22 protein-coding genes and 1 pseudogene are annotated in these 22,827 nt (G+C 58.4%); 3 read left to right on the forward strand and 20 right to left on the reverse strand.

Annotation, left to right across the window (positions count from 1 at the left end; translation table 11 throughout):
* Position 1: 1 nt before the first annotated feature.
* From ACIPZC_RS00425 to rpmH, 20 genes and pseudogenes are all read right to left on the reverse strand, one after another.
* Entirely contained in the window at positions 2 to 778 is a 777-nt protein-coding gene (locus ACIPZC_RS00425; RefSeq protein WP_241806852.1) for a DeoR/GlpR family DNA-binding transcription regulator, read from the reverse strand.
* A gap of 233 nt (positions 779 to 1,011) precedes the next feature.
* On the reverse strand, positions 1,012 to 2,379 hold the full coding sequence (gene glmU / locus ACIPZC_RS00430; protein WP_400624029.1) for a bifunctional UDP-N-acetylglucosamine diphosphorylase/glucosamine-1-phosphate N-acetyltransferase GlmU: 1,368 nt from the start codon (positions 2,377 to 2,379) through the stop codon (positions 1,012 to 1,014).
* 121 nt (positions 2,380 to 2,500) lie between these two features.
* Positions 2,501 to 2,920 carry a F0F1 ATP synthase subunit epsilon gene (locus tag ACIPZC_RS00435; RefSeq protein WP_012316945.1) on the reverse strand — a complete coding sequence of 140 codons (420 nt, stop codon included), beginning with the start codon at positions 2,918 to 2,920 and terminating at the stop codon, positions 2,501 to 2,503.
* Positions 2,921 to 2,964: 44 nt separating this feature from the next.
* Positions 2,965 to 4,341: a F0F1 ATP synthase subunit beta gene (gene atpD, locus ACIPZC_RS00440; RefSeq protein WP_400624034.1), complete on the reverse strand. Its 1,377-nt coding sequence runs from the start codon at positions 4,339 to 4,341 to the stop codon at positions 2,965 to 2,967.
* 27 nt (positions 4,342 to 4,368) lie between these two features.
* Entirely contained in the window at positions 4,369 to 5,229 is an 861-nt protein-coding gene (gene atpG / locus ACIPZC_RS00445; RefSeq protein WP_012316947.1) for a F0F1 ATP synthase subunit gamma, read from the reverse strand.
* Positions 5,230 to 5,277: 48 nt separating this feature from the next.
* Positions 5,278 to 6,822, reverse strand: a pseudogene (gene atpA / locus ACIPZC_RS00450) (F0F1 ATP synthase subunit alpha).
* Positions 6,823 to 6,843: 21 nt separating this feature from the next.
* Positions 6,844 to 7,380: a F0F1 ATP synthase subunit delta gene (locus ACIPZC_RS00455; RefSeq protein WP_039605254.1), complete on the reverse strand. Its 537-nt coding sequence runs from the start codon at positions 7,378 to 7,380 to the stop codon at positions 6,844 to 6,846.
* Between the two features lie 12 nt (positions 7,381 to 7,392).
* Positions 7,393 to 7,863: a F0F1 ATP synthase subunit B gene (locus ACIPZC_RS00460; RefSeq protein WP_003260032.1), complete on the reverse strand. Its 471-nt coding sequence runs from the start codon at positions 7,861 to 7,863 to the stop codon at positions 7,393 to 7,395.
* 56 nt (positions 7,864 to 7,919) lie between these two features.
* A complete protein-coding gene (gene atpE, locus ACIPZC_RS00465) occupies positions 7,920 to 8,177 on the reverse strand; it encodes a F0F1 ATP synthase subunit C (RefSeq protein ID WP_003097235.1) in 258 nt (85 codons plus the stop codon).
* 143 nt (positions 8,178 to 8,320) lie between these two features.
* Positions 8,321 to 9,190, reverse strand: coding sequence for a F0F1 ATP synthase subunit A (gene atpB, locus ACIPZC_RS00470; protein ID WP_241806857.1), 870 nt, complete (start codon positions 9,188 to 9,190; stop codon positions 8,321 to 8,323).
* A gap of 16 nt (positions 9,191 to 9,206) precedes the next feature.
* A complete protein-coding gene (locus tag ACIPZC_RS00475) occupies positions 9,207 to 9,614 on the reverse strand; it encodes a F0F1 ATP synthase subunit I (protein WP_241806858.1) in 408 nt (135 codons plus the stop codon).
* Between the two features lie 148 nt (positions 9,615 to 9,762).
* A complete protein-coding gene (locus ACIPZC_RS00480; RefSeq protein WP_241806859.1) occupies positions 9,763 to 10,635 on the reverse strand; it encodes a ParB/RepB/Spo0J family partition protein in 873 nt (290 codons plus the stop codon).
* Between the two features lie 9 nt (positions 10,636 to 10,644).
* On the reverse strand, positions 10,645 to 11,436 hold the full coding sequence (locus ACIPZC_RS00485; protein ID WP_012316952.1) for a ParA family protein: 792 nt from the start codon (positions 11,434 to 11,436) through the stop codon (positions 10,645 to 10,647).
* Between the two features lie 18 nt (positions 11,437 to 11,454).
* Positions 11,455 to 12,105, reverse strand: coding sequence for a 16S rRNA (guanine(527)-N(7))-methyltransferase RsmG (gene rsmG, locus ACIPZC_RS00490; protein WP_241806860.1), 651 nt, complete (start codon positions 12,103 to 12,105; stop codon positions 11,455 to 11,457).
* The gene (mnmG, locus tag ACIPZC_RS00495; RefSeq protein WP_400624042.1) at positions 12,102 to 13,994 is read right to left on the reverse strand and encodes a tRNA uridine-5-carboxymethylaminomethyl(34) synthesis enzyme MnmG; all 1,893 of its coding nucleotides are present in this window, start codon (positions 13,992 to 13,994) and stop codon (positions 12,102 to 12,104) included. The genes rsmG and mnmG overlap by 4 nt, the downstream gene beginning before the upstream one ends.
* Positions 13,995 to 14,509: 515 nt before the next feature.
* Positions 14,510 to 15,880, reverse strand: coding sequence for a tRNA uridine-5-carboxymethylaminomethyl(34) synthesis GTPase MnmE (gene mnmE, locus ACIPZC_RS00500; RefSeq protein ID WP_241806862.1), 1,371 nt, complete (start codon positions 15,878 to 15,880; stop codon positions 14,510 to 14,512).
* A gap of 86 nt (positions 15,881 to 15,966) precedes the next feature.
* Positions 15,967 to 17,649, reverse strand: coding sequence for a membrane protein insertase YidC (yidC, locus tag ACIPZC_RS00505; protein ID WP_400624045.1), 1,683 nt, complete (start codon positions 17,647 to 17,649; stop codon positions 15,967 to 15,969).
* 2 nt (positions 17,650 to 17,651) lie between these two features.
* Positions 17,652 to 17,897: a membrane protein insertion efficiency factor YidD gene (gene yidD, locus ACIPZC_RS00510; RefSeq protein WP_241806864.1), complete on the reverse strand. Its 246-nt coding sequence runs from the start codon at positions 17,895 to 17,897 to the stop codon at positions 17,652 to 17,654.
* Complete coding sequence (gene rnpA, locus ACIPZC_RS00515; RefSeq protein ID WP_080516507.1) at positions 17,890 to 18,294, reverse strand: ribonuclease P protein component; 405 nt, start codon at positions 18,292 to 18,294, stop codon at positions 17,890 to 17,892. The genes yidD and rnpA overlap by 8 nt, the downstream gene beginning before the upstream one ends.
* Before the next feature lie 13 nt (positions 18,295 to 18,307).
* Complete coding sequence (rpmH, locus tag ACIPZC_RS00520) at positions 18,308 to 18,442, reverse strand: 50S ribosomal protein L34 (protein WP_003253163.1); 135 nt, start codon at positions 18,440 to 18,442, stop codon at positions 18,308 to 18,310.
* A gap of 582 nt (positions 18,443 to 19,024) precedes the next feature.
* Here rpmH and dnaA point away from each other — a divergent pair.
* Genes dnaA through recF form a run of 3 tightly spaced genes read left to right on the forward strand, consistent with a single transcriptional unit; the run spans position 19,025 to position 22,823 of the window.
* Positions 19,025 to 20,560 (forward strand): chromosomal replication initiator protein DnaA, encoded by a 1,536-nt coding sequence (dnaA, locus tag ACIPZC_RS00525; protein ID WP_400624049.1) that lies wholly within the window; start codon positions 19,025 to 19,027, stop codon positions 20,558 to 20,560.
* Between the two features lie 40 nt (positions 20,561 to 20,600).
* Positions 20,601 to 21,704, forward strand: a complete 1,104-nt coding sequence (gene dnaN, locus ACIPZC_RS00530) for a DNA polymerase III subunit beta (RefSeq protein ID WP_012312006.1) — start codon at positions 20,601 to 20,603, stop codon at positions 21,702 to 21,704.
* 15 nt (positions 21,705 to 21,719) lie between these two features.
* Positions 21,720 to 22,823 (forward strand): DNA replication/repair protein RecF, encoded by a 1,104-nt coding sequence (recF, locus tag ACIPZC_RS00535; protein ID WP_400624054.1) that lies wholly within the window; start codon positions 21,720 to 21,722, stop codon positions 22,821 to 22,823.
* Positions 22,824 to 22,827 lie beyond the last annotated feature (4 nt).

The following is a 22,827-nucleotide window of genomic DNA, read 5'->3' on the forward strand; positions in this document are numbered from 1 at the left end:
ATTATTTCTCCTGGCTGATCGCGGCGCAGATCAGGTTGACGCCGCGGGCTTGAATCTGTTCGCGTGCCACAGCTGGCAGGCGTTCGTCTGTAATGAGGGTGCTGACACTGCCCCAGGGCAGTTCAAGATTAGGGATCTTGCGCCCGACCTTGTCCGATTCGACCATCACGATCACCTCGCGGGCCACCTCGGCCATGACTCGGCTCAGGCCCAGCAGCTCATTGAACGTCGTGGTACCGCGGTTGAGGTCGATGCCATCGGCGCCGATGAACAACTGGTCGAAATCGTATGAGCGCAGGACCTGCTCGGCGACCTGGCCCTGGAAAGACTCGGAATGCGGGTCCCAGGTGCCGCCGGTCATCAACAGCACGGGTTCATGCTCAAGCTCGCTGATGGCGCGGGCCACGTTCAACGAGTTGGTCATCACCACCAGGCCTGGCTGGCGACCGAGCTCCGGGATCATCGCGGCGGTGGTACTGCCACTGTCGATGATGATCCGAGCGTGTTCACGAATACGGCCGACAGCAGCGCGGGCGATGGCTTTCTTATAAGCCGACACCGGCTGCGCAGTTTCACCAAGCATTTCCTGCGGAACCGGTACCGCGCCGCCGTAGCGACGCAGCAGCAAGCCATTGGCCTCAAGGGCAGCGAGGTCCTTGCGAATAGTGACTTCCGAGGTTTCAAAGCGCTTGGCCAATGCGTCCACACTAACCTCGCCTTGCTCACTGAGCATGGCCAGGATGTTGTGACGGCGCTGGGGGGTGTTTCGTTTCGACATGGGCGCTTAAGTTTCGATTCGAAAGATAATGATTGCAATCAAAACCTATCGAAGAGGATTCGTCAAGGCTGCCAATCCGAAAAAATACTGGCTTGTGGATAAATGATTGCGGCCTTGGTTTTCGAGCGCCGACCACCGCGCCCCGGTATGCCCCTCTGATGTCATTTATGCAGCAAAAAAAAAAGCCGACTTATCCACATAAGTCGGCTTTCGATCGAAAGAGCTGTGGATAATCAGCTCTTCTTGATCTTCTCCGGCCGCTTCCAGCCATCGATGTTGCGTTGGCGCGCACGTCCCACGGCAAGTTGGCCAGCCTCGACGGTCTGGGTAATCGTCGAACCCGCCGCGGTCGTGGCCCCCGCCTCGATATCCACAGGCGCAACCAACGAGTTGTTCGAGCCGATGAATACATCCTCGCCCATCACGGTCTTGAACTTGTTGGCGCCATCGTAGTTGCACGTGATGGTGCCGGCTCCGATGTTGGTTCGTGCACCGATCTCGGCATCACCCAGATAGCTCAAATGACCCGCCTTGGCGCCTTCACCCAGGTGGGCATTCTTCAGCTCGACAAAGTTACCCACATGGGCCTTGGCATCCAGCACGCTGCCTGGGCGCAGACGCGCGAACGGGCCAGCATCGCTACCCTCGCCCATCACGGCGCCTTCGATATGGCTGTTGGCCTTGACCACCACGCCTTTGCGCAGGGTGCTGTCCTTGATCACGCAGTTAGGGCCAATCTGAACATCGTCCTCGATCACGACCTTGCCTTCGAGGATGACGTTGATGTCGATCAGCACATCGCGGCCAACGGTCACTTCACCACGCACGTCGAAGCGAGCCGGGTCACGCAGGGTCACACCCTGAGCCATCAGTCGACGGCCTTCGCGCAATTGATAGTGGCGCTCGAGTTCGGACAGCTGGCGCCGGTCGTTGGCACCTTGCACTTCCATGGGGTCGTGCGGTTGCTCGGTAGCCACCACGAGGCCATCAGCGACCGCCATGGCGATGACGTCGGTCAGGTAGTATTCGCCTTGGGCGTTGTTGTTCGACAACCGTCCCATCCAGTCGGCAAGACGAGCGGCTGGCAGGGCCAGAATACCGGTATTACCTTCTTTGATCGCTTTATGCGCATCGCTGGCGTCCTTGTGCTCGACGATCGCAGTCACCTTGCCTTGGGCATCACGCACAATGCGCCCGTAACCGGTCGGGTCTTGCAGGTTAACGGTGAGCAAGCCCAGCTGCTGGTCTGTGGCCTTGGCCAGCAGGCGTTGCAGGGTTTCCACTTCAATCAGCGGTACGTCCCCATACAACACCAGTACCGTGTCGGCTGTGATCGCCGGCAGGGCTTGGGCAACGGCATGCCCGGTACCCAGTTGCTTGTCCTGCATAACGAAATTCAGATCGTCGGCTGCCAGGCGCTCACGCACCTGCTCCGCACCATGGCCAATCACTACGTGAATGCCTTGAGGCTCAAGCTGCCGTGCGCTGTGGATAACATGACCGAGCATGGAGTTGCCGGCCACCGGATGCAGCACCTTGGGCAGCGCCGAGCGCATGCGGGTACCTTGGCCGGCGGCGAGAATAACGATATCGAGTGACATTGACTGGCTACCAATCCTGGGCGGTCAGAAAAATGACCGAGAGGGGAATTCGGAAAAAGAAAAAGGGTAGCCGAGGCTACCCTTTTACTCAATCGCAACAGCAGTGATCAGCCGGGGCCGATTACTTGCCTTTGCGCATTTGCTGGACGGTACGCAGCTGAGCTGCGGCCTCGGCCAGACGTGCGGCGGCGGCGCCGTAATCGAAGTCCGCGCCTTTCAGACTCAGGGCATTCTCGGCAGCCTTGAGGGCTTCCTGTGCCTGAGCTTCATCCAGGTCTGTAGCACGTTGCACGGTATCGGCAAGCACCTTGACCATGTTCGGCTGAACCTCGAGGAAACCACCAGAGATGTAATACACCTCTTGGGCGCCACCCTGCTTGGTCAGCGTGATCGGACCTGGCTTCAGATTGGTGATCAGCGGCGCGTGGCCTGGAGCGATACCAAGATCACCCAGGTTACCGTGCGCAACCACCATCTCGACCAGACCGGAGAAAATCTCTCCTTCCGCGCTGACGATATCGCAATGGACTGTCATAGCCATCTGCTTGCCTCAACCTGATTAGCGCCCCTCTCGGGGCGCCGGGATTACAGTTTCTTGGCTTTCTCGACGGCTTCTTCGATGCTGCCGACCATGTAGAACGCTTGTTCTGGCAGGTGGTCGTAGTCACCTTTGAGGATGCCGCTGAAGCCAGCAATGGTGTCTTTCAGGGAAACGTATTTACCTGGGGAACCAGTGAAGACTTCTGCCACGAAGAACGGCTGGGACAGGAAGCGCTGAATCTTACGAGCGCGGGATACCAGCTGCTTGTCGGATTCGGACAGTTCGTCCATACCCAGGATCGCAATGATGTCCTTCAGCTCTTTGTAACGCTGCAGCACGTACTGAACACCGCGAGCGGTTTCGTAGTGCTCGTTGCCGATGACGTTCGGGTCCAGCTGGCGCGAAGTCGAGTCCAGTGGGTCGACCGCTGGGTAGATACCCAGGGAGGCGATGTCACGGGACAGAACGACGGTGGCGTCCAAGTGGGCGAAGGTGGTCGCTGGCGACGGGTCGGTCAAGTCGTCCGCAGGCACGTATACGGCCTGGATCGAGGTGATCGAACCTTCCTTGGTGGAGGTGATGCGCTCTTGCAGAACGCCCATCTCTTCAGCCAGGGTCGGCTGGTAACCTACTGCCGAAGGCATACGGCCCAGCAGTGCGGATACTTCGGTACCGGCCAGGGTGTAACGATAGATGTTGTCGACGAACAGCAGATCTTCTTTAACTTCGTCACGGAACTTCTCAGCCATGGTCAGGCCGGTCAGCGCTACGCGCAGACGGTTTCCTGGTGGCTCGTTCATCTGACCGTAGACCAAGGCTACTTTGTCGAGAACGTTGGAGTCCTTCATCTCGTGGTAGAAGTCGTTACCCTCACGAGTACGCTCACCCACACCAGCGAACACGGAATAACCGCTGTGCTCGATGGCGATGTTACGGATCAGTTCCATCATGTTTACGGTCTTGCCGACGCCGGCACCACCGAACAGACCCACCTTACCACCCTTGGCGAACGGGCAAACCAGGTCGATAACCTTGATGCCGGTTTCCAGCAGGTCGTTGCCGCCTGCCTGGTCAGCGAAGGAAGGTGCGTCGCGGTGAATGCCCCAACGCTCTTCTTCGCCGATCGGGCCAGCTTCGTCGATCGGGTTGCCGAGCACGTCCATGATACGGCCCAGGGTCGCTTTACCGACCGGGACGGAAATGGCCGCGCCGCTGTCGATGACGTTCAGACCGCGCTTCAAGCCTTCGGTCGAGCCCATCGCAATAGTACGAACCACGCCGTCGCCCAGCTGCTGCTGAACTTCCAGAGTGGTTTCCGCGCCTTCCACTTTCAGCGCGTTGTAAACACTCGGTACGCCGTCACGTGGGAATTCCACGTCGATGACGGCGCCGATGATTTGCACGATACGTCCGCTACTCATAGCTGGATCCTCTGAATATTTGAACCGTTAAACCGCGGCAGCGCCGCCGACGATTTCCGAGATCTCCTGGGTGATCGCAGCCTGACGCGCCTTGTTGTAGATCAGCTGGAGTTCGCTGATCAGGTCACCGGCGTTGTCTGTGGCGTTCTTCATGGCGATCATCCGGGCTGCTTGTTCAGCAGCGTTGTTCTCGACCACCGCCTGGTACACCTGCGACTCCACGTAACGCACCATCAAGCCGTCCAGCAGCTCTTTGGCGTCGGGTTCGTACAGGTAATCCCAGTGGTGCTTGAGTTCCTGATCCGGGGTTGCCACCAACGGTACCAACTGCTCGACCGTCGGAGTTTGGGTCATGGTATTGACGAACTTGTTCGACACCACGGAGAGGCGATCGATACGGCCGTCCAGGTAGGCGTCCAGCATCACTTTGACGGAGCCGATCAGATCATTGATCGATGGCTCTTCGCCCAGGTGGCTGATCGCTGCTACGACGTTGCCGCCAAAGATGCGGAAGAAAGTCGCACCTTTGCTGCCGATCACGCACAGGTCGATTTCCACGCCCTGTTCGCGGTTGACGTTCATGTCCTTGACCAAGGCCTTGAACAGGTTGGTGTTCAAGCCACCGCACAGACCACGGTCACTGCTCACCACGATATAACCGGCACGCTTTACAGGGCGCTCGATCATGAAGGGGTGGCGGTACTCCGGGTTGGCGTTGGCCAGATGACCGATCACCTGGCGGATACGCTCCGCATAAGGACGGCTAGCAGCCATGCGCATTTGAGCCTTGCGCATTTTGCTGACCGCCACTTTTTCCATGGCGCTGGTAATCTTTTGCGTGCTTTTGATGCTCGCAATCTTACTGCGAATCTCTTTTGCGCCTGCCATGTATCACCTATCAGGTTAGCAAGCGGGGGCCAAAGCCCCCGCCGCGGCTTACCAGGTTTGGGTGGCCTTGAACTTCTCGATACCGGCTTTGATACCAGCGTCGATTTCGTCGTTGAAGTCACCCTTCACATTGATCTTGGCCATCAGTTCGGCGTGATCACGGTTGAAGTAGGCAATCAGCGCTTGTTCGAAGCTACCGATCTTGGCGATTTCAATGTCGGTCAGGAACCCACGCTCAGCGGCATACAGCGACAGCGCCATGTCCGCGATGGACATCGGAGCGTATTGCTTCTGCTTCATCAACTCGGTAACACGTTGACCGTGCTCGAGCTGCTTACGGGTGGCTTCGTCCAGGTCAGAAGCGAACTGGGCGAATGCCGCCAGTTCACGGTACTGAGCCAGAGCGGTACGGATACCACCGGAGAGCTTCTTGAAGATCTTGGTCTGAGCGGCACCACCTACGCGGGATACCGAAACACCGGCGATCACTTCAGGGCGGATGACCTAGATGAACATGGCCGATTCCAGGAAGATCTGAACGTCGGTGATGGAAATCACGTTGGTCGGAACGAACGCGGAAACGTCGCCAGCCTGGGTTTCGATGATCGGCAGCGCGGTCAGGGAACCGGTTTTGCCAGTTACAGCACCGTTGGTGAACTTCTCGACGTACTCTTCCGAAACGCGCGATGCACGCTCCAGCAGACGGGAGTGGAGATAGAACACGTCGCCTGGGTACGCTTCACGTCCTGGTGGACGGCGCAGCAGCAGGGAGATCTGACGGTAGGCAACAGCCTGCTTGGACAGGTCATCGTAAACGATCAGTGCGTCTTCGCCGCGGTCACGGAAGAACTCGCCCATGGTGCAACCGGCGTATGGCGCCAGGAATTGCAGTGCGGCGGATTCCGAAGCACTGGCAACCACCACGATGGTGTTGGCCAGGGCGCCGTTTTCTTCCAGCTTGCGAACGATGTTGGCAACGGTGGAACGCTTCTGGCCGACAGCAACATAAACGCAGAAAATACCGGAGTCTTTCTGGTTGATGATGGCGTCGATGGCCATGGCGGTCTTACCGATCTGACGGTCACCGATGATCAGCTCACGCTGGCCACGGCCGACCGGGATCATGGCGTCGACGGACTTGTAGCCAGTCTGTACAGGCTGGTCTACCGACTTACGCCAGATCACGCCTGGAGCCACTTTCTCGACCGCGTCGGTCTCGGTGTTGCCCAGAGGACCTTTGCCGTCGATCGGGTTGCCCAGTGCGTCGACGACGCGACCCAGCAGTTCCTTACCAACTGGAACTTCCAGGATGCGGCCGGTGCACTTGGCGCTCATGCCTTCGGCGAGGGTGTCATAGGCACCCAGGACCACTGCACCTACGGAGTCTTGCTCCAGGTTCAGGGCCATACCGTAGACGCCGCCAGGGAACTCGATCATTTCGCCGTACATGACGTCGGCCAGACCGTGGATCCGCACGATACCGTCGGAAACCGAAACGACGGTACCTTCGTTACGGGCTTGGGAGCTCACATCGAGGTTGTCGATGCGGCCCTTGATGATTTCACTAATTTCGGAAGGATTGAGTTGCTGCATTGCTCTGCTGCCCCTTCAAACTCAAGATTTCAAGGCTTCGGCCAGTTTCGCGATTTTGCCGCGAACAGAGCCATCGATTACCAGGTCACCAGCGCGGATGACGACGCCACCAATCAGGCTGGCATCCTCCGACGCGTGCAGGCGCACTTCCTGGCCTAACCGTGCACTGAGAACCTTGGCGAGTTTGTCTTGCTGTTCTTGGTTCAACGCAAAAGCACTGGTGACTTCCACGTCCACGGATTTCTCTTGCTCGGCCTTGTACAGGTCGAACAGAGCTGCAATCTCCGGCAGAAGCAGGAGACGGTCGTTTTCCGCGGCAACACGAATGAAATTCTGTGCCTGTGCATTGAACTTGTCACCGCACACGTCAATGAACGTGGCGGCCTTTTCTGCGCTCGTCAGTCGCGGGGCCTTGAGCAGGCGCTGCATGGTGTCGTCTTGCGACACCGCAGCAGCCAGGCCGAGCATGGCTGACCAATTGGCCAGTTGCTGATGGGCCTGGGCATGCTCGAAGGCAGCCTTAGCGTAAGGTCGGGCCAACGTGGTCAGTTCTGCCATGATCGCCCTCGCTTAAATTTCAGCGGCCAGTTTGTTAACCAGCTCCGCATGCGCGTTTTGATCGATTGTGGCGCCAAGGATCTTTTCAGCACCGCCAACGGCCAGGGCACCCACTTGGGCACGCAGGGCGTCTTTGGCACTGTTCAGTTCCTGCTCGATCTCGGCCAGAGCCTGAGCCTTCACACGGTCAGCTTCGACGCGGGCCTGGTCACGGGCTTCCTCGACAAGCTGAGCAGCGCGTTTCTTGCTTTGCTCAATGATTTCGGCTGCCTGTGCTTTAGCTTCACGCAGTTGCTGACCCGCTTTCTCTTGGGCCAGCTCCAGGTCGCGAGCTGCGCGGTTGGCAGCGTCCAAGCCGTCGGCAATCTTCTTTTGACGCTCTTGCAGAGCAGTGATGACCGGAGGCCATACATACTTCATGCAGAAGAGTACAAAAATCAGGAAAGCAACGGATTGGCCAATCAGGGTTGCATTAATGTTCACGCCAACACCTCGCTCGGTCTTAATTCATACAGCCATCAACTCGTGAATACGAGTGATTAGCCGGCGATCTGACCAACGAACGGATTCGCGAAGGTGAAGAACAGAGCGATACCAACACCGATCATGGTTACGGCGTCGAGCAGACCGGCAACGATGAACATTTTGACCTGCAGCATCGGAACCATCTCAGGCTGACGAGCAGCACCTTCCAGGAATTTGCCGCCCAGCAGGCCGAAACCAATGGCGGTACCCAGAGCACCCAGGCCGATCAGCAGAGCAACAGCGATAGCGGTCAGACCAACTACAGTTTCCATCTTTCCTCCCGACTTTTACGTCGTATTGGTTAGGTTTTTAGTTTGAAGCGGTAAAACGAATCGTTTGGAACAGCTGCCCTTGCGGACTTTTAAAGCCCTCCCCCCAAACGAGCGGGGAAGGCTATCAGACACGCCAGGCGGTCTTAATGGTTATCTTCGTGAGCCATCGACAGGTAGACGATGGTGAGCATCATGAAGATGAAAGCTTGCAGGGTGATGATCAGGATGTGGAACACAGCCCACGCCCACTGCAGCACCACACCCAGGCCGCTCAGCCACAGCAGGCCGGAGCCGAACATCACGGCGATCAGGATGAACACCAGCTCACCGGCGTACATGTTGCCGAACAGTCGCAGCGCCAGCGAGATCGGCTTGGCGATCAGGGTGACGAATTCGAGCAGGAAGTTGACCGGAATCAGCAGGATCTGCACGAAGATGTTCTTGCTGCCGAACGGGTGCAGGGTCAGCTCACCGATGAAGCCGCCCAGGCCCTTGACCTTGATGCTGTAGAAGATGATCAGGGCGAACACGCAGAAGGCCATGGCCAGCGTCGCGTTCGGGTCGGTGGTCGACACGGCGCGGAACGGAATGTGCGGATCACCGGAGATCATGATGGCCAGCTGAGGAATCCAGTCGACCGGTACCAGGTCGACGGCGTTCATCAGGAATACCCAGACGAAGATGGTCAGTGCCAGCGGCGCAATCACCGGGCTGCGGCCGTGGAAGGAGTCCTTCACGCTGCCGTTGACGAAATCGACCATCACTTCGACGAAGTTCTGCAGACCGCCAGGCTGGCCGGAGGTCGCCTTCTTCGCCGCCATGCGGAAGATGAACAGGAAGATCAGACCCAGCGCGACGGACCAACCCAGGGTGTCCAGGTGGAATGCCCAGAAGCCCATTGCCTTGGCTTCTGCAGCCGAATGGGCGAAGCCCCAGCTGCCGTCTGGTAGTTGACCGTAGGTCAGGTTCTGCAAGTGGTGCTGGATATAGCCCGAAGCGGTTTCTGCTGCCATGGTTGCCTCAAACGCCCTAAGGTCTCGAAAGTCTTTTATTCATCAGCAGGGGCGCAAACCAGCTGACCAAAAGGGTCAACACGAAGACGCCGAAGACTGCTAACGGCGCCAGTGGCTTCACTCCTGCGAAGGTCAGTGCGAATAGCACTGCCGTCAAAATCATCTTGCCGGCCTCGCCTGCGTAAAACGACTTGACGATGGCCTGCGCCGCCCGGGCTCCGCTAAAGCGAAAAGCCTTCCAGGCGAAATACATATTGGGTAGCCAGGCAATCAAACCTCCGCAGAGACCTGAATATCCACTGACTGCCCCTTTCCACTGCCACAACACCAATGTTGCCAGCAGAAGCACTACACATTGAGCCAGCAGTACCGGAAAAACCGCCCAGCGATGGAAAGGCAGGCGGTTTGGCGTGCGTATTTCCATCACAACTGCTCCTCGAAGTCGACCAACAAGTCAGTAACGACTTGGCATAAATTGTGCCGACAAAATGCGCGCAGAGTATAGGGGTGGATTAACCCCTATTCAACTCTTGGGTAGTGATTTCCGACTGCGCGCTACAACTGGAATTGTTTCAGCGGATGTGAGCAAGGACGCCCTGCAACTCGTCAAGCGAGTTATAGCGAATAACCAACTGGCCTTTTCCCTTGTTTCCGTGACGAATCTGCACCGGGGAGCCCAGGCGCTCTGCAAGCCGCTGTTCAAGGCGCTCGATATCCGGATCAGGTTTGCTCGGCTCTACCGGGTCAGGTTTGCCGTTGAGCCACTGGCGCACCAGTGCCTCAGTTTGGCGCACAGTGAGCCCGCGTGCGACAACATGACGCGCCCCCTCTTCCTGGCGATCTTGCTCAAGACCGAGCAGCGCACGTGCGTGCCCCATCTCCAGATCACCATGGGCAAGCATGGTCTTGATCGCTTCAGGCAGCGAGATCAGGCGCAGCAGGTTGGCCACGGTCACCCGCGACTTGCCGACGGCATCGGCCACCTGCTGCTGGGTCAGCTCGAACTCCTGTTGCAGGCGTTGCAGGGCCAGGGCCTCTTCCAACGGGTTGAGGTCCTCTCGCTGGATGTTCTCGATGAGGGCCATGGCGATGGCAGCTTCATCAGGCACTTCGCGCACCATCGCCGGGATGGTGTCCAGGCCGGCCTGCTGCGTGGCGCGCCAGCGGCGCTCACCCGCGATGATCTCGTAGCGGTTGCCCTCGATCGGGCGCACCACGATGGGCTGCATCACGCCGTGCGTGCGAATCGAGTGCGCCAGTTCTTCCAGCGCCTGCGGATCCATGTCACGACGCGGCTGGTATTTGCCGCGCTGGATCAACTCGACCGGCAGGTGTTGCAGTTCTTTCTGGTCGATCTTGACAGCCTGCTCTTCGAGCGCGCTGACGGAAGGACCACTGAGCAGTGCATCCAACCCACGTCCGAGACCTCGTTTCTTAACGGCCATGCGGATTCCTTAAGTTGTTTGTGCAGTGCGTGATTGACGGCGTTGACGGCGAACCAGTTCACCGGCCAGGGCCAGATAGGCCAATGCGCCACGCGATTGCTTGTCGTAGGCCAGCGCCGGCATGCCAAAACTCGGTGCCTCGGCCAAGCGGATGTTGCGCGGAATGACGGTATCGTAGAGCTGCTCGCCGAAGTGCTCCTTGAGCTGCGCCGATACATCGTTGTTCAGGCTCAGACGCGGGTCGTACATGGTACGCAGCAACCCTTCGATCTTCAGCTCGGGGTTCAGACGGGCAGCGATACGCTTGATGTTATCCACAAGATCGCTGAGGCCTTCCAGTGCGTAATACTCACACTGCATGGGTATGATCACGCCATCGGAGGCCACCAGGGCGTTGAGCGTCAGCATCGACAGCGACGGGGGGCAATCGATGAGGATGAAGTCGTAATTCTCGCGGATCGGCGCCAAGGCATTGCGCAGGCGGCTCTCCTTGACCTGCATTTCCAGCAGCACCACTTCCGCGGCAGTCAGGTCGCGGTTGGCCGGCAGCAATTGGAAGCCACCATGCTCGGAGTAGTGCATGGCCTGGGCAAGGTCGCATTCCCCGATCAGCAGGTCGTAGACCGAGTGTTCGAGTTCGTGTTTGTCCACACCGCTGCCCATGGTGGCGTTGCCCTGCGGATCGAGGTCGATCAGCAGCACACGACGCTTGGTCGCAGCCAGCGATGCGGCGAGATTGATACAGGTGGTGGTCTTACCCACTCCACCTTTCTGGTTCGCGATTGCGAATACCTTAGCCATTGTTGCGTGTGTTCCCAGTCATGCCTTGCGGCGCAGTATCAGCAGATGGCGCTGGCCCTGGCAACCTGGAACGGTCAGGGCCTGCTCGCTTTCCACTGTGAAGTCTGCGGGCAATGCTACCAGTTCATCGGCAGGATGCAGCCCCTTCATTGCAAGCCATTGCGTCCCGGTGTCGCCCAAGTGGCGGGTCCAGTTGGTGAAGTTCTCCATGCTGCTGAAGGCGCGAGAGATGATACCGCTGAACGGCTGTGCTGGCTGGAAGGCCTCGACCCGGCTGTGGATAACCGTCAGGTTGTCCAGTTTCAGCTCCATCTTCACCTGGGTGAGGAAGCGGGTTTTCTTGCCATTGGCGTCCAGCACCGTTACGCGTTTGTGCGGATGCAGGATAGCCAATGGAATCCCTGGCATGCCACCGCCGCTGCCGACATCAAGCCAGGTATCGCGATCACTGTGGATAAAACCCATGACGCTGAGGCTGTCCAGCAGATGCCGCGAAACCATCTCGTCAGGGTCGCGCACGGCGGTCAGGTTGTAGGCTTTGTTCCATTTGATCAACAGGGCCAGGTAGCCAAGCAGCCGTTCGTGCTGTTCGGCGCTCAGCTCGACACCAAGCTGGCGTGCACCTGTGGACAACTCTTCAGCGTGTTGCGGGGTGACCAGGGAACTCAAGCGCTTTGCTCCAATTCGCGGCCAGCGCCGCGTTTTTTCAGATGAATCAACAACAGGGAAATGGCCGCTGGTGTCACGCCAGGGATGCGCGAAGCCTGGCCGAGCGTCTGCGGGCGAGTCTGGCCGAGCTTGCCCTGGATTTCCTTGGACAGGCCGGAAATCGAGGTGTAGTCGATATCCACAGGCAGGCGGGTGTCCTCGCTGGCGCGCAGGCGAGCGATCTCGTCCTGTTGGCGATCGATGTAACCGGCGTATTTGGTCTTGATTTCGACCTGTTCGGCAACCTGTGGATCGATTTGTTCGCCGCCGGTCGCTTCGATCAGCCCAGCGTAATCCACCTCTGGCCGCGCAAGCAGGTTGAGCAGGCTGTATTCGTGGCTCAGCGGAGTACCGAACTTATCCACAACGGCCTGGCCCTGTGGGGTGTTCGGACGCACCCAGGTTGTTTTCAAGCGCTGTTCCTCACGCTCGATGCCATCACGCTTGGCACAGAACGCAGCCCAGCGCTCGTCGTCGATCAAGCCAAGCTCACGGCCTTGCTCGGTCAGGCGCAGGTCGGCGTTGTCTTCTCGCAGGATCAGGCGGTATTCGGCCCGCGAGGTGAACATGCGGTACGGCTCTTGGGTACCCAGGGTAATCAGGTCGTCGACCAGCACCCCGATGTAGGCCTCGTCACGGCGCGGGCACCAGCTTTCGCGGCCCTGCGCGCGCAGCGCGGCATTGGTACCGGCCAGCAGGCCCTGGGCGCCGGCTTCTTCGTAACCAGTGGTGCCGTTGATCTGGCCAGCGAAGAACAGGCCGCCGATCACCTTGGTTTCGAGGCTGTACTTGAGATCACGCGGGTCGAAGTAGTCGTACTCGATGGCGTAGCCCGGGCGCACGATGTGCGCGTTTTCCATGCCGCGAATCGAGCGCACCAGCTCCAGCTGCACGTCGAACGGCAGAGAAGTGGAGATACCGTTGGGGTAAAGCTCGTGGGTGTTCAGCCCTTCCGGCTCGATGAACACCTGATGGCTTTCCTTGTCGGCAAAGCGATGGATCTTGTCCTCGATCGACGGGCAGTAACGTGGGCCGACACCTTCGATGACACCCGAGTACATTGGCGAACGGTCGAGGTTCGAAGCGATGATTTCGTGGGTCCGCGCATTGGTATGGGTAATCCAGCAGCTGACCTGACGCGGGTGCATCGCGGCATTGCCCATGAACGACATGACCGGGATTGGTGTGTCACCCGGCTGCTCGGTCATCACCGAAAAATCCACCGAACGACCGTCGATGCGCGGAGGCGTGCCGGTTTTCAGTCGACCGACGCGCAGCGGTAGTTCACGCATGCGGTGGGCCAAGGCGATCGAAGGTGGATCACCAGCGCGGCCGCCGGAATGATTCTGCAGGCCGATGTGGATAAGGCCACCCAGGAAAGTACCGGTAGTGAGCACCACGGAATCGGCGAAGAACCGCACGCCCATTTGCGTAACCACGCCTTTGACCTGGTCTTGCTCGACGATCAGGTCGTCACAGGACTGCTGGAATATCCACAGATTCGGCTGGTTTTCCAGGATTTCGCGAACCACAGCCTTGTAGATGGCGCGGTCGGCCTGTGCACGCGTGGCGCGAACAGCCGGGCCCTTGCGGTTGTTCAACACGCGGAACTGAATGCCGCTCTTGTCAGTGGCCAGTGCCATGGCACCGCCGAGCGCATCGATCTCTTTGACCAGATGGCTTTTGCCAATGCCACCGATGGCTGGGTTGCAGCTCATGTGACCGAGGGTTTCCACGTTATGGGTCAGCAGCAGGGTTTTTACACCCATGCGTGCAGACGCAAGCGCAGCCTCGGTACCGGCATGGCCGCCGCCGATGACGATCACTTCAAAACGGGAAGGGAAATCCACCACGCACCTCGTGCCTGTTTTTGCGAATAGAGAAGGTAAGCGGACAAGTATAGGGACTTCACCCCCCCTAAAGAAACCTTTTGCGCAAATTTTGACCAGGCTGTGGATGAATGGCTGATAACAGAAACTAGAGAGAAGAAATTTAAAAAAGCTTTGTTTTTATGTTTATTCTTATGCACGCACCTATCTGTGGATAACGTTATGCAGGCCACTAGATACGCTGTGTAGAGCAAAATTGAACCCTGTGGCTGAAGTACCATGAGGGCTATGGATAAGCCGATTTAGCCTGTGGATGAAATGCCTATTTACCCACAGGGTAGATTGTCCTCAGAAAAAAAGCAGGGTTATCAACGGAGCTGAAGGCGACTTTTCCACAGGGCTCATGCGTGTGTTTTTCAGGCTGTTGATTAAAAATCTGCATCTCTCATTCGTGTCCCTAAGGCCCGGTGATCAAATCTCGGGCAAAAAAAAGCCGCTCCAAGGAGAGCGGCCTCATGAAAGGTGTGGTTGAAAAGCTACTTACCGATGCAGAAACTCGAGAAGATCCGCCCCAGCAGGTCATCCGAGCTGAAGGCGCCCGTGATCTCACCCAGCGCATGCTGTGCCTGACGCAGGTCCTCAGCCAACAACTCACCGGCCCCGGCCAAGGTCAACTGCGCACGACCGTGCTCCAGGTGAGCACTGGCTTGGCGCAGGGCATCGAGGTGGCGCCGGCGTGCGCTGAAGCCGCTCTCTGCAGTCTGTTCATAACCCATGCAGGCTTTCAGGTGGTCGCGTAGCAGCTGCAGGCCGTGATCGGAACCTTTGGCGCTCAGGGTGATGGTTACATGACCGTCATCGCACTGCTCCAGCCCTACAGGTTCGCCACTGAGATCGGCTTTGTTACGAATCAGTGTGACCTTGCCCGGATCAGGCCGTTGATCAAGAAACTCCGGCCACAAGGCGAACGGATCACTGGCCTCAGGGGCGGTGGAGTCGACCACCAGCAACACCCTATCGGCCTCCCCTATGGCCTTGAGCGCGCGCTCGACGCCAATCTTTTCCACATGGTCGTCGGTAGTGCGCAGACCGGCCGTATCGACGACGTGCAGCGGCATGCCATCGATGTGGATATGTTCACGCAGGATATCCCGCGTGGTACCCGCGATGTCGGTGACGATTGCCGCTTCACGACCGGCCAATTGATTCAACAGGCTCGATTTACCTGCATTGGGCCTGCCGGCGATCACCACCGTCATGCCATCACGAAGCAGCGCACCCTGCCCCGCCTCACGCTGCACTGTGGACAACACGCCACGCACTGCGTCGAGCATCGACAGGACGTGGCCATCGGCAAGGAAGTCGATCTCTTCCTCTGGGAAGTCGATCGCTGCCTCGACATAGATCCGCAGCGCGATCAGTGCTTCAGTCAAGCTATGCACACGTTTGGAGAATTCGCCTTGCAGCGATCGGAGGGCGTTGCGTGCTGCCTGGCTGGAACTGGCTTCGATCAGGTCGGCAATCGCTTCGGCCTGTGCCAGGTCGAGCTTGTCGTTGAGGAACGCCCGCTCACTGAACTCACCCGGCCGCGCCAAGCGGCAACCCGCCTGCACACAGCGTTGCAAGAGCATGTCCAGAACCACCGGGCCACCATGCCCCTGCAACTCGAGGACGTCCTCACCGGTGAACGAGTGGGGGCCGGGGAAGAACAGCGCAATGCCTTCATCCAGTACCAGCCCTTCCTGGTCGCGGAATGGCCCGTAGTGGGCATGGCGCGGCGTCAGTGTGCGGCCGGTGATGAGCTGGCCAGCCTTGGCCGCCAGTGGGCCGGACAGCCTGACGATGCCCACCCCTCCGCGTCCTTGTGCGGTTGCGATGGCAGCGATGGTTTCACGCACAGTGTTCATGCTCGAAAGCCTCTACGACAAAAACGACAGATAGCAAAAACGCCCCCGAGGGGGCGTTTTTATTCACAGGCTAGCGCAGTAGCCCGTCAAGCAGCAGCTTTTTTGGTGGCTGCCTCAATACGGCGGGTGATGTACCACTGCTGCGAAATCGACAGGCAGTTGTTCACAACCCAGTACAGCACCAGGCCAGCTGGGAACCACAGGAAGAAGAAGGTGAAGATGATCGGCATCATTTTCATCACCTTGGCCTGCATTGGATCCGGCGGCGTCGGGTTCAGGCGCTGCTGGATGAACATGGTCGCGCCCATGATGATCGGCAGGATGAAGAACGGGTCCTTGATCGACAGGTCAGTGATCCACAGCATCCATGGCGCCTGGCGCATCTCGACGCTTTCCAGCAACACCCAGTACAGGGCCAGGAACACCGGCATCTGTACCAGGATCGGCAAGCATCCGCCCAGCGGGTTGATCTTCTCTTTCTTGTACAGCTCCATCATCGCCTGGGACATCTTCTGGCGATCGTCACCGAAGCGTTCCTTCAGTGCGGCAAGCTTCGGCGCCACGGCACGCATGCGCGCCATCGAGCGGTAGCTGGCGGCCGACAGTGGGAAGAACAAGCCTTTGATGAGCATGGTCAGCACAATGATCGACCAGCCCCAGTTACCCAGCAGGCTGTGGATATGTTGCAGCAACCAGAAGATCGGCTGGGCGATGAACCACAGGAAGCCGTAATCGACAGTCAGTTCCAGGCCTGGGGACAGTTCCTTGAGCTTGGACTGGATCTTCGGGCCGGCGTACAGCATGGCGCTGGTTTCGACCTTGCCGCCAGCAGGTACGCTAATGGCCGGGCCGGTATAACCGATGATGTAGTTGCCCTGGCTGTCTTTGCGGGTCTGGACGACGTTGTTGTCCGACTTGGCAGGGATCCAGGCAGTCACGAAGTAGTGCTGCAGCCAGGCAACCCAGCCACCAGACACATTTTCTTTCAAACTACCTTTGTCGATGTCCTTCATCGACACTTTCTTGTACGGCTCGCCAGCTGTCCACAGGGCAGCACCCAGGTAGGTGGCGGTACCGGTGGCGGTGCTCGAGGACGGATCACCACTGGCGTCACGCTTGAGCTGGGCAAACATGTTGCCGCTCCAGGCCTGGCCGCTCTGGTTGTCGATCAGGTAGCTGACGGTCAGGTCGTACTCACCGCGTTTGAAGCTGAAGCGCTTGATGTAGTTCACACCGTTGTCGCTGAACTTCAGGTCGACTACCAATTGTTGCTGGCCATCAGCCAGTTGGTAGGCCTTCTGCTCGGCGGCGTACAGTGGACGGCCGGTGCTGCGGGCATCCGGACCATCGGTACCGGTCAAGCCGCTTTGGGCCAGGTACAGGCGCTCGCCGCCGTTGTCGAACAGCTGGAACGGAATGTCCGGATGGTCCTGGCGGCGTGGGTACTTCGGCAGGTTCAGCTGGACGATGTCGCCGCCGACTGGATCGATAGCCAGTTCCAGGACATCGGTCTTGACCCGGATCAGATCCTTGCTGAGTGCAACGGGTGCCAGTTCGGCAGCGTTCGACTCGGCGTTGGCGCTCGGTACATCGGCGCTGGCGCCGTTGTTAGCGGCCGGTACGCCATCGGGCAGGCCCGGAGCAACGGTGCTGGCAGCAGTATTCTGAGTCGGCAAGGCAGCCTGGCCGTAGTCATCGTTCCACTTCAGGACCATGACGTAGGACACGATTGCCAGGGCGGCGATCAGGATCGTGCGTTTAATATCCATGATTACTCGGCTATCGAAGAAGTTCGGGAGGAAGGAGCGGGGGGAACGGGATCGAAACCGCCGTCGTTCCACGGATGACAACGCCCCAGGCGACGAACGGTCAGCCACCCGCCACGCAAGACGCCATGGGTTTCAATGGCTTCTAACGCATAACAGGAGCAACTGGGGTAAAAACGACAGTGGCTGGCCATCAGAGGACTGATGGCATAACGGTAAAACTGGATCGGAACGAGTACCAGTTTACGCATCTTGACTGTCTACCCCTGCGGAATCGGCGTTAGCCGCTGGAGTGGGCCGGCTGCGCGCCAGGCGTTTCCAGAGCTTGCCAAAGTGTTGGTGCAATTCCGGGTTTTCTATCTCACCCAATCCCTTGCGCGCGACGATCACTATGTCCAGGCCAGCGAGCATTTGCTGGTGCAGACGGAAGGAATCGCGCATCAAGCGCTTGAGGCGATTGCGTTGAACGGCAAGCTTGACGCTCTTCTTGCCGATCACCAAGCCAAGGCGTGGATGATCGAGACCGTTCTCGCGAGCAAGGATCAGCAGGTTTTTCCCTGGAACCTTGCCGGTTGGGGAGTCGAAGACCGCTTTGAAATGCCGGGGTGTAAGCAGTCGCTTTTCCCGACTGAAGTCCTGACTCACCACCTTTGCCGAAAGATCAAATGGCCAGACGCTTACGGCCTTTGGCACGACGACGCGACAGAACAGCACGGCCGTTCTTGGTAGCCATACGGGCACGGAAGCCGTGGGTGCGAGCGCGCTTGATGGTGCTTGGTTGGAAAGTACGTTTCATGGCGTGTTACCTGGTTTGTCGACAACGGGCCGGAATGGCCCCCTTTTTAAGAGATCGGCGATTCTAGAGAAAGCAAGCCAATAGGTCAATTTCCAACCAGCCTTTCCTTATGGAAGGTGCTTTGAGCGATCGGGTGGGTGGTGCCGGGTCGGTAAGCCAAACGGATGACAAAAGTAAAAAAAAGAAGAGACATATAAAAAGCTTTTCTGAATAACTTATAGATCTTAGGTGGATAAAGATCTGTGGATAACCTTCTGGAGGCCCTTGATCACGCGTCATCCAGCGTCCTGAAACGTTGTCCACAACCCGTGCTGCGCTTGTGCCACGCCTGAGTACAGCCTGTGGATGAAAAGCCATGTTATGCACAGGCGACTTATCAACAGATTTCAGGTCAGGGTTGTGCATAGCCCTCAGGGTGGGTTATCCACAGAGCTTATTCACAGTCCGTGCGTGGCTTTTTGGTCGCTAAATGGCTGTTTTGCCATGGATCATAATGTTTCCACATGTGGATAACTGATCGCTTGACCGGTACAATGGCCGTTTGTTTTAGCCTCATCCGGCTTTCAAACTCAGGGGATATCCGTGTCAGTGGAACTTTGGCAGCAGTGCGTGGAGCTTCTGCGCGATGAACTGCCTGCCCAGCAATTCAACACCTGGATCCGTCCGCTACAGGTCGAAGCCCAAGGCGACGAGTTGCGCGTGTATGCGCCTAACCGTTTCGTTCTCGATTGGGTGAATGAAAAGTACCTCGGCCGTCTGCTCGAACTGTTGGGTGAAAACGGTAGCGGCATCGCGCCTGCCCTTTCCTTATTAATAGGCAGCCGTCGCAGCTCCGCACCGCGGGCCGCGCCTAACGCCCCGGTCAGCGCTGCAGTGGCTGCATCCCTTGCGCAGACCCACGCGCAGCCAGCAGCCGCGCCAGTCATGGCTGTTGCTGACCCGGTCTCGGTGCCTTCGGCGGAGCCTGCGCAGGCCTCGGATATGGCCGAGGCGCCGTCGCGGGACAGCTATGATTCGATGGCCGACAGCGCTCCGGCACCTGTCGCACCAGGTCGTACCGAACAGCGCAACGTTCAGGTGGAGGGTGCGCTCAAGCACACCAGCTATCTGAACCGTACGTTCACCTTCGAAACCTTTGTAGAGGGTAAGTCCAACCAATTGGCCCGGGCCGCCGCCTGGCAGGTTGCCGACAACCCGAAGCATGGCTACAACCCACTGTTCCTTTACGGTGGTGTGGGCCTGGGTAAAACCCACTTGATGCATGCTGTGGGTAACCACCTGCTGAAAAAGAACCCGAATGCCAAGGTGGTGTACCTGCATTCCGAGCGCTTCGTCGCGGACATGGTCAAGGCGTTGCAGCTCAACGCGATCAACGAATTCAAGCGCTTCTACCGTTCGGTCGATGCGTTGCTGATCGACGATATCCAGTTCTTCGCCCGTAAGGAGCGTTCTCAGGAAGAGTTTTTCCACACCTTCAACGCCTTGCTGGAGGGTGGTCAGCAGGTGATTCTCACCAGCGACCGCTATCCGAAGGAAATCGAAGGTCTGGAGGAGCGGTTGAAGTCGCGTTTCGGCTGGGGCCTCACAGTGGCTGTCGAGCCGCCGGAGCTCGAGACCCGCGTGGCGATCCTGATGAAAAAGGCCGACCAGGCCAAAGTCGAGCTGCCGCACGATGCCGCGTTCTTCATCGCTCAGCGTATTCGCTCCAACGTGCGTGAGCTTGAGGGGGCACTGAAGCGTGTCATCGCTCACTCGCACTTCATGGGCCGCGACATCACCATCGAGCTGATTCGCGAGTCGCTGAAGGACCTGCTGGCGCTGCAAGACAAACTGGTGAGTGTGGATAACATTCAGCGCACCGTGGCCGAGTACTACAAGATCAAGATCTCCGATCTGCTGTCCAAGCGCCGTTCGCGCTCGGTAGCGCGCCCGCGTCAGGTGGCCATGGCGTTGTCCAAAGAGCTGACCAACCACAGTCTGCCAGAGATCGGCGACATGTTTGGCGGTCGTGACCACACCACGGTGCTGCACGCTTGCCGCAAGATCAACGAACTGAAGGAATCCGACGCGGACATCCGCGAGGACTACAAGAACCTCCTGCGCACGCTCACCACCTAATGGCCGCCAGCGCAGCTAATTGAAGGCAAGGGACTAGACCATGCATTTCACCATTCAACGCGAAGCCCTGTTGAAACCCCTGCAACTGGTCGCCGGTGTCGTCGAGCGCCGTCAGACCTTGCCGGTCCTGTCCAACGTACTGCTGGTCGTGCAAGGCCAGCAACTGTCGTTGACGGGTACCGATCTGGAAGTCGAACTGGTAGGCCGCGTACAACTGGAAGAGCCGGCTGAGCCAGGCGAAATCACTGTCCCGGCGCGCAAGCTGATGGACATCTGCAAAAGCCTGCCGAACGACGTGCTGATCGATATCAAGGTCGATGAACAGAAGTTGTTGGTCAAGGCCGGCCGTAGCCGTTTCACCCTGTCGACCCTGCCTGCCAACGACTTCCCCACCGTGGAAGAAGGCCCAGGTTCGCTGACCTGCAACCTTGAACAGAGCAAACTGCGTCGGTTGATCGAGCGCACCAGCTTTGCCATGGCTCAGCAGGATGTACGTTACTACCTCAACGGTATGCTGCTTGAAGTGTCGCGCAATACCCTGCGTGCCGTGTCTACCGATGGCCACCGCCTTGCACTGTGCTCCATGAGCGCAGCCATCGAGCAGGATGAGCGTCATCAGGTCATCGTGCCACGCAAAGGTATCCTCGAACTGGCGCGCCTGCTCACCGACCCCGAAGGCATGGTCAGCATTGTCCTGGGCCAGCATCACATCCGTGCGAACACAGGCGAGTTCACCTTCACTTCCAAGCTCGTCGATGGCAAATTCCCGGACTATGAGCGTGTACTGCCCAAGGGTGGTGACAAGCTGGTCATTGGCGATCGTCAGGCCTTGCGCGAAGCGTTCAGCCGTACCGCGATTCTTTCTAACGAGAAGTACCGTGGTATCCGTCTGCAGTTGGCTGCCGGGCAGTTGAAAATCCAGGCGAACAACCCGGAACAGGAAGAGGCGGAAGAAGAGATCAGCGTCGACTATGACGGGGCATCGCTGGAGATCGGCTTCAACGTCAGTTACCTGCTGGACGTCTTGGGTGTGATGACAACCGAACAGGTTCGCCTGATTCTCTCCGATTCCAATAGCAGTGCTCTGCTGCAAGAAGCAGGCAATGACGACTCGTCTTATGTTGTCATGCCAATGCGCCTGTAACCTGTAGCAGGCCAGATGTCCCTTCGACGTATCATGGTCACCGCGGTGCGCAACCTGCACCCGGTGACCCTCTCACCCTCCCCCCGCATCAATATCCTCTACGGCGCAAACGGCAGCGGCAAGACCAGTGTGCTTGAAGCGGTGCATTTGCTCGGCTTGGCCAGGTCGTTCCGCAGTACCCGACTGAACCCGGTCATTCAGTACGAGCAGTCAGCGTGTACGGTTTTTGGCGAAGTGCAGTCAGGCCAAGGCGGCATCAGCAACCTGGGTGTGTCGCGCGAGCGCGGGGGCGATTTCACTATCCGTATTGATGGGCAGAATGCCAAGAGCGCTGCGCAGCTCGCAGAATTGCTGCCCCTGCAGCTCATCAACCCAGACAGTTTCAGGTTGCTTGAAGGCGCACCGAAGATCCGCCGCCAGTTTCTCGATTGGGGAGTGTTCCACGTGGAACCTCGCTTCATGCCAGCGTGGCAGCGTCTGCAGAAGGCGTTGCGGCAGCGGAACTCATGGTTGCGGCATGGTACACTTGACCCAGCTTCGCAAGCCGCCTGGGACCGGGAATTGTGCCTGGCCAGCGCGGAAATAGATGAATACCGTCGCAACTACATCAAGGCCTTGAAGCCCGTCTTCGAGCAAACCCTGAGCGAACTGGTCGAGCTGGACGGGTTGACCCTTAGCTACTACCGAGGCTGGGACAAGGACCGGGAACTCAACGAAGTACTCGCCTCTTCTCTCCTTCGCGATCAGCAGATGGGCCATACCCAGGCCGGCCCGCAGCGTGCTGATCTGCGCCTTCGTCTGGCTGCCAATAATGCAGCCGACATCCTGTCGCGTGGTCAGCAAAAGTTGGTGGTCTGTGCTCTGCGCATTGCTCAAGGCCATCTCGTTAGCCAGGCTCGCCGCGGCCACTGTATTTATCTCGTGGATGACTTGCCGTCCGAGTTGGACGACCAGCATCGCCGTGCACTGTGCCGCTTGCTAGAAGAATTACGCTGCCAGGTGTTCATCACCTGTGTAGATCAAGAATTACTGAGGGAAGGCTGGCAGACGGAAACGCCAGTCGCTTTGTTCCACGTGGAACAAGGCCGTATCACCCAGACCCACGACCATCGGGAGTGAAGGC

Source organism: Pseudomonas sp. NPDC089743 (genome assembly GCF_044748785.1).
Taxonomy (GTDB): Bacteria; Pseudomonadota; Gammaproteobacteria; order Pseudomonadales; family Pseudomonadaceae; genus Aquipseudomonas; species Aquipseudomonas putida_X.

Coding starts and splice junctions, on each gene's coding strand:
- ACIPZC_RS00425 (WP_241806852.1), bottom strand. CDS start 778: ATGTCGAAACGAAACACCCCCCAGCGCCGTCACAACATCCTGGCCATG.
- glmU (WP_400624029.1), bottom strand. CDS start 2,379: ATGTCACTCGATATCGTTATTCTCGCCGCCGGCCAAGGTACCCGCATG.
- ACIPZC_RS00435 (WP_012316945.1), bottom strand. CDS start 2,920: ATGGCTATGACAGTCCATTGCGATATCGTCAGCGCGGAAGGAGAGATT.
- atpD (WP_400624034.1), bottom strand. CDS start 4,341: ATGAGTAGCGGACGTATCGTGCAAATCATCGGCGCCGTCATCGACGTG.
- atpG (WP_012316947.1), bottom strand. CDS start 5,229: ATGGCAGGCGCAAAAGAGATTCGCAGTAAGATTGCGAGCATCAAAAGC.
- ACIPZC_RS00455 (WP_039605254.1), bottom strand. CDS start 7,380: ATGGCAGAACTGACCACGTTGGCCCGACCTTACGCTAAGGCTGCCTTC.
- atpE (WP_003097235.1), bottom strand. CDS start 8,177: ATGGAAACTGTAGTTGGTCTGACCGCTATCGCTGTTGCTCTGCTGATC.
- atpB (WP_241806857.1), bottom strand. CDS start 9,190: ATGGCAGCAGAAACCGCTTCGGGCTATATCCAGCACCACTTGCAGAAC.
- ACIPZC_RS00475 (WP_241806858.1), bottom strand. CDS start 9,614: ATGGAAATACGCACGCCAAACCGCCTGCCTTTCCATCGCTGGGCGGTT.
- ACIPZC_RS00480 (WP_241806859.1), bottom strand. CDS start 10,635: ATGGCCGTTAAGAAACGAGGTCTCGGACGTGGGTTGGATGCACTGCTC.
- ACIPZC_RS00485 (WP_012316952.1), bottom strand. CDS start 11,436: ATGGCTAAGGTATTCGCAATCGCGAACCAGAAAGGTGGAGTGGGTAAG.
- mnmE (WP_241806862.1), bottom strand. CDS start 15,880: ATGAACACTGTGCGTGAAACCATCGCTGCCATCGCAACCGCACAAGGA.
- yidC (WP_400624045.1), bottom strand. CDS start 17,649: ATGGATATTAAACGCACGATCCTGATCGCCGCCCTGGCAATCGTGTCC.
- yidD (WP_241806864.1), bottom strand. CDS start 17,897: ATGCGTAAACTGGTACTCGTTCCGATCCAGTTTTACCGTTATGCCATC.
- rpmH (WP_003253163.1), bottom strand. CDS start 18,442: ATGAAACGTACTTTCCAACCAAGCACCATCAAGCGCGCTCGCACCCAC.
- dnaN (WP_012312006.1), top strand. CDS start 20,601: ATGCATTTCACCATTCAACGCGAAGCCCTGTTGAAACCCCTGCAACTG.
- recF (WP_400624054.1), top strand. CDS start 21,720: ATGTCCCTTCGACGTATCATGGTCACCGCGGTGCGCAACCTGCACCCG.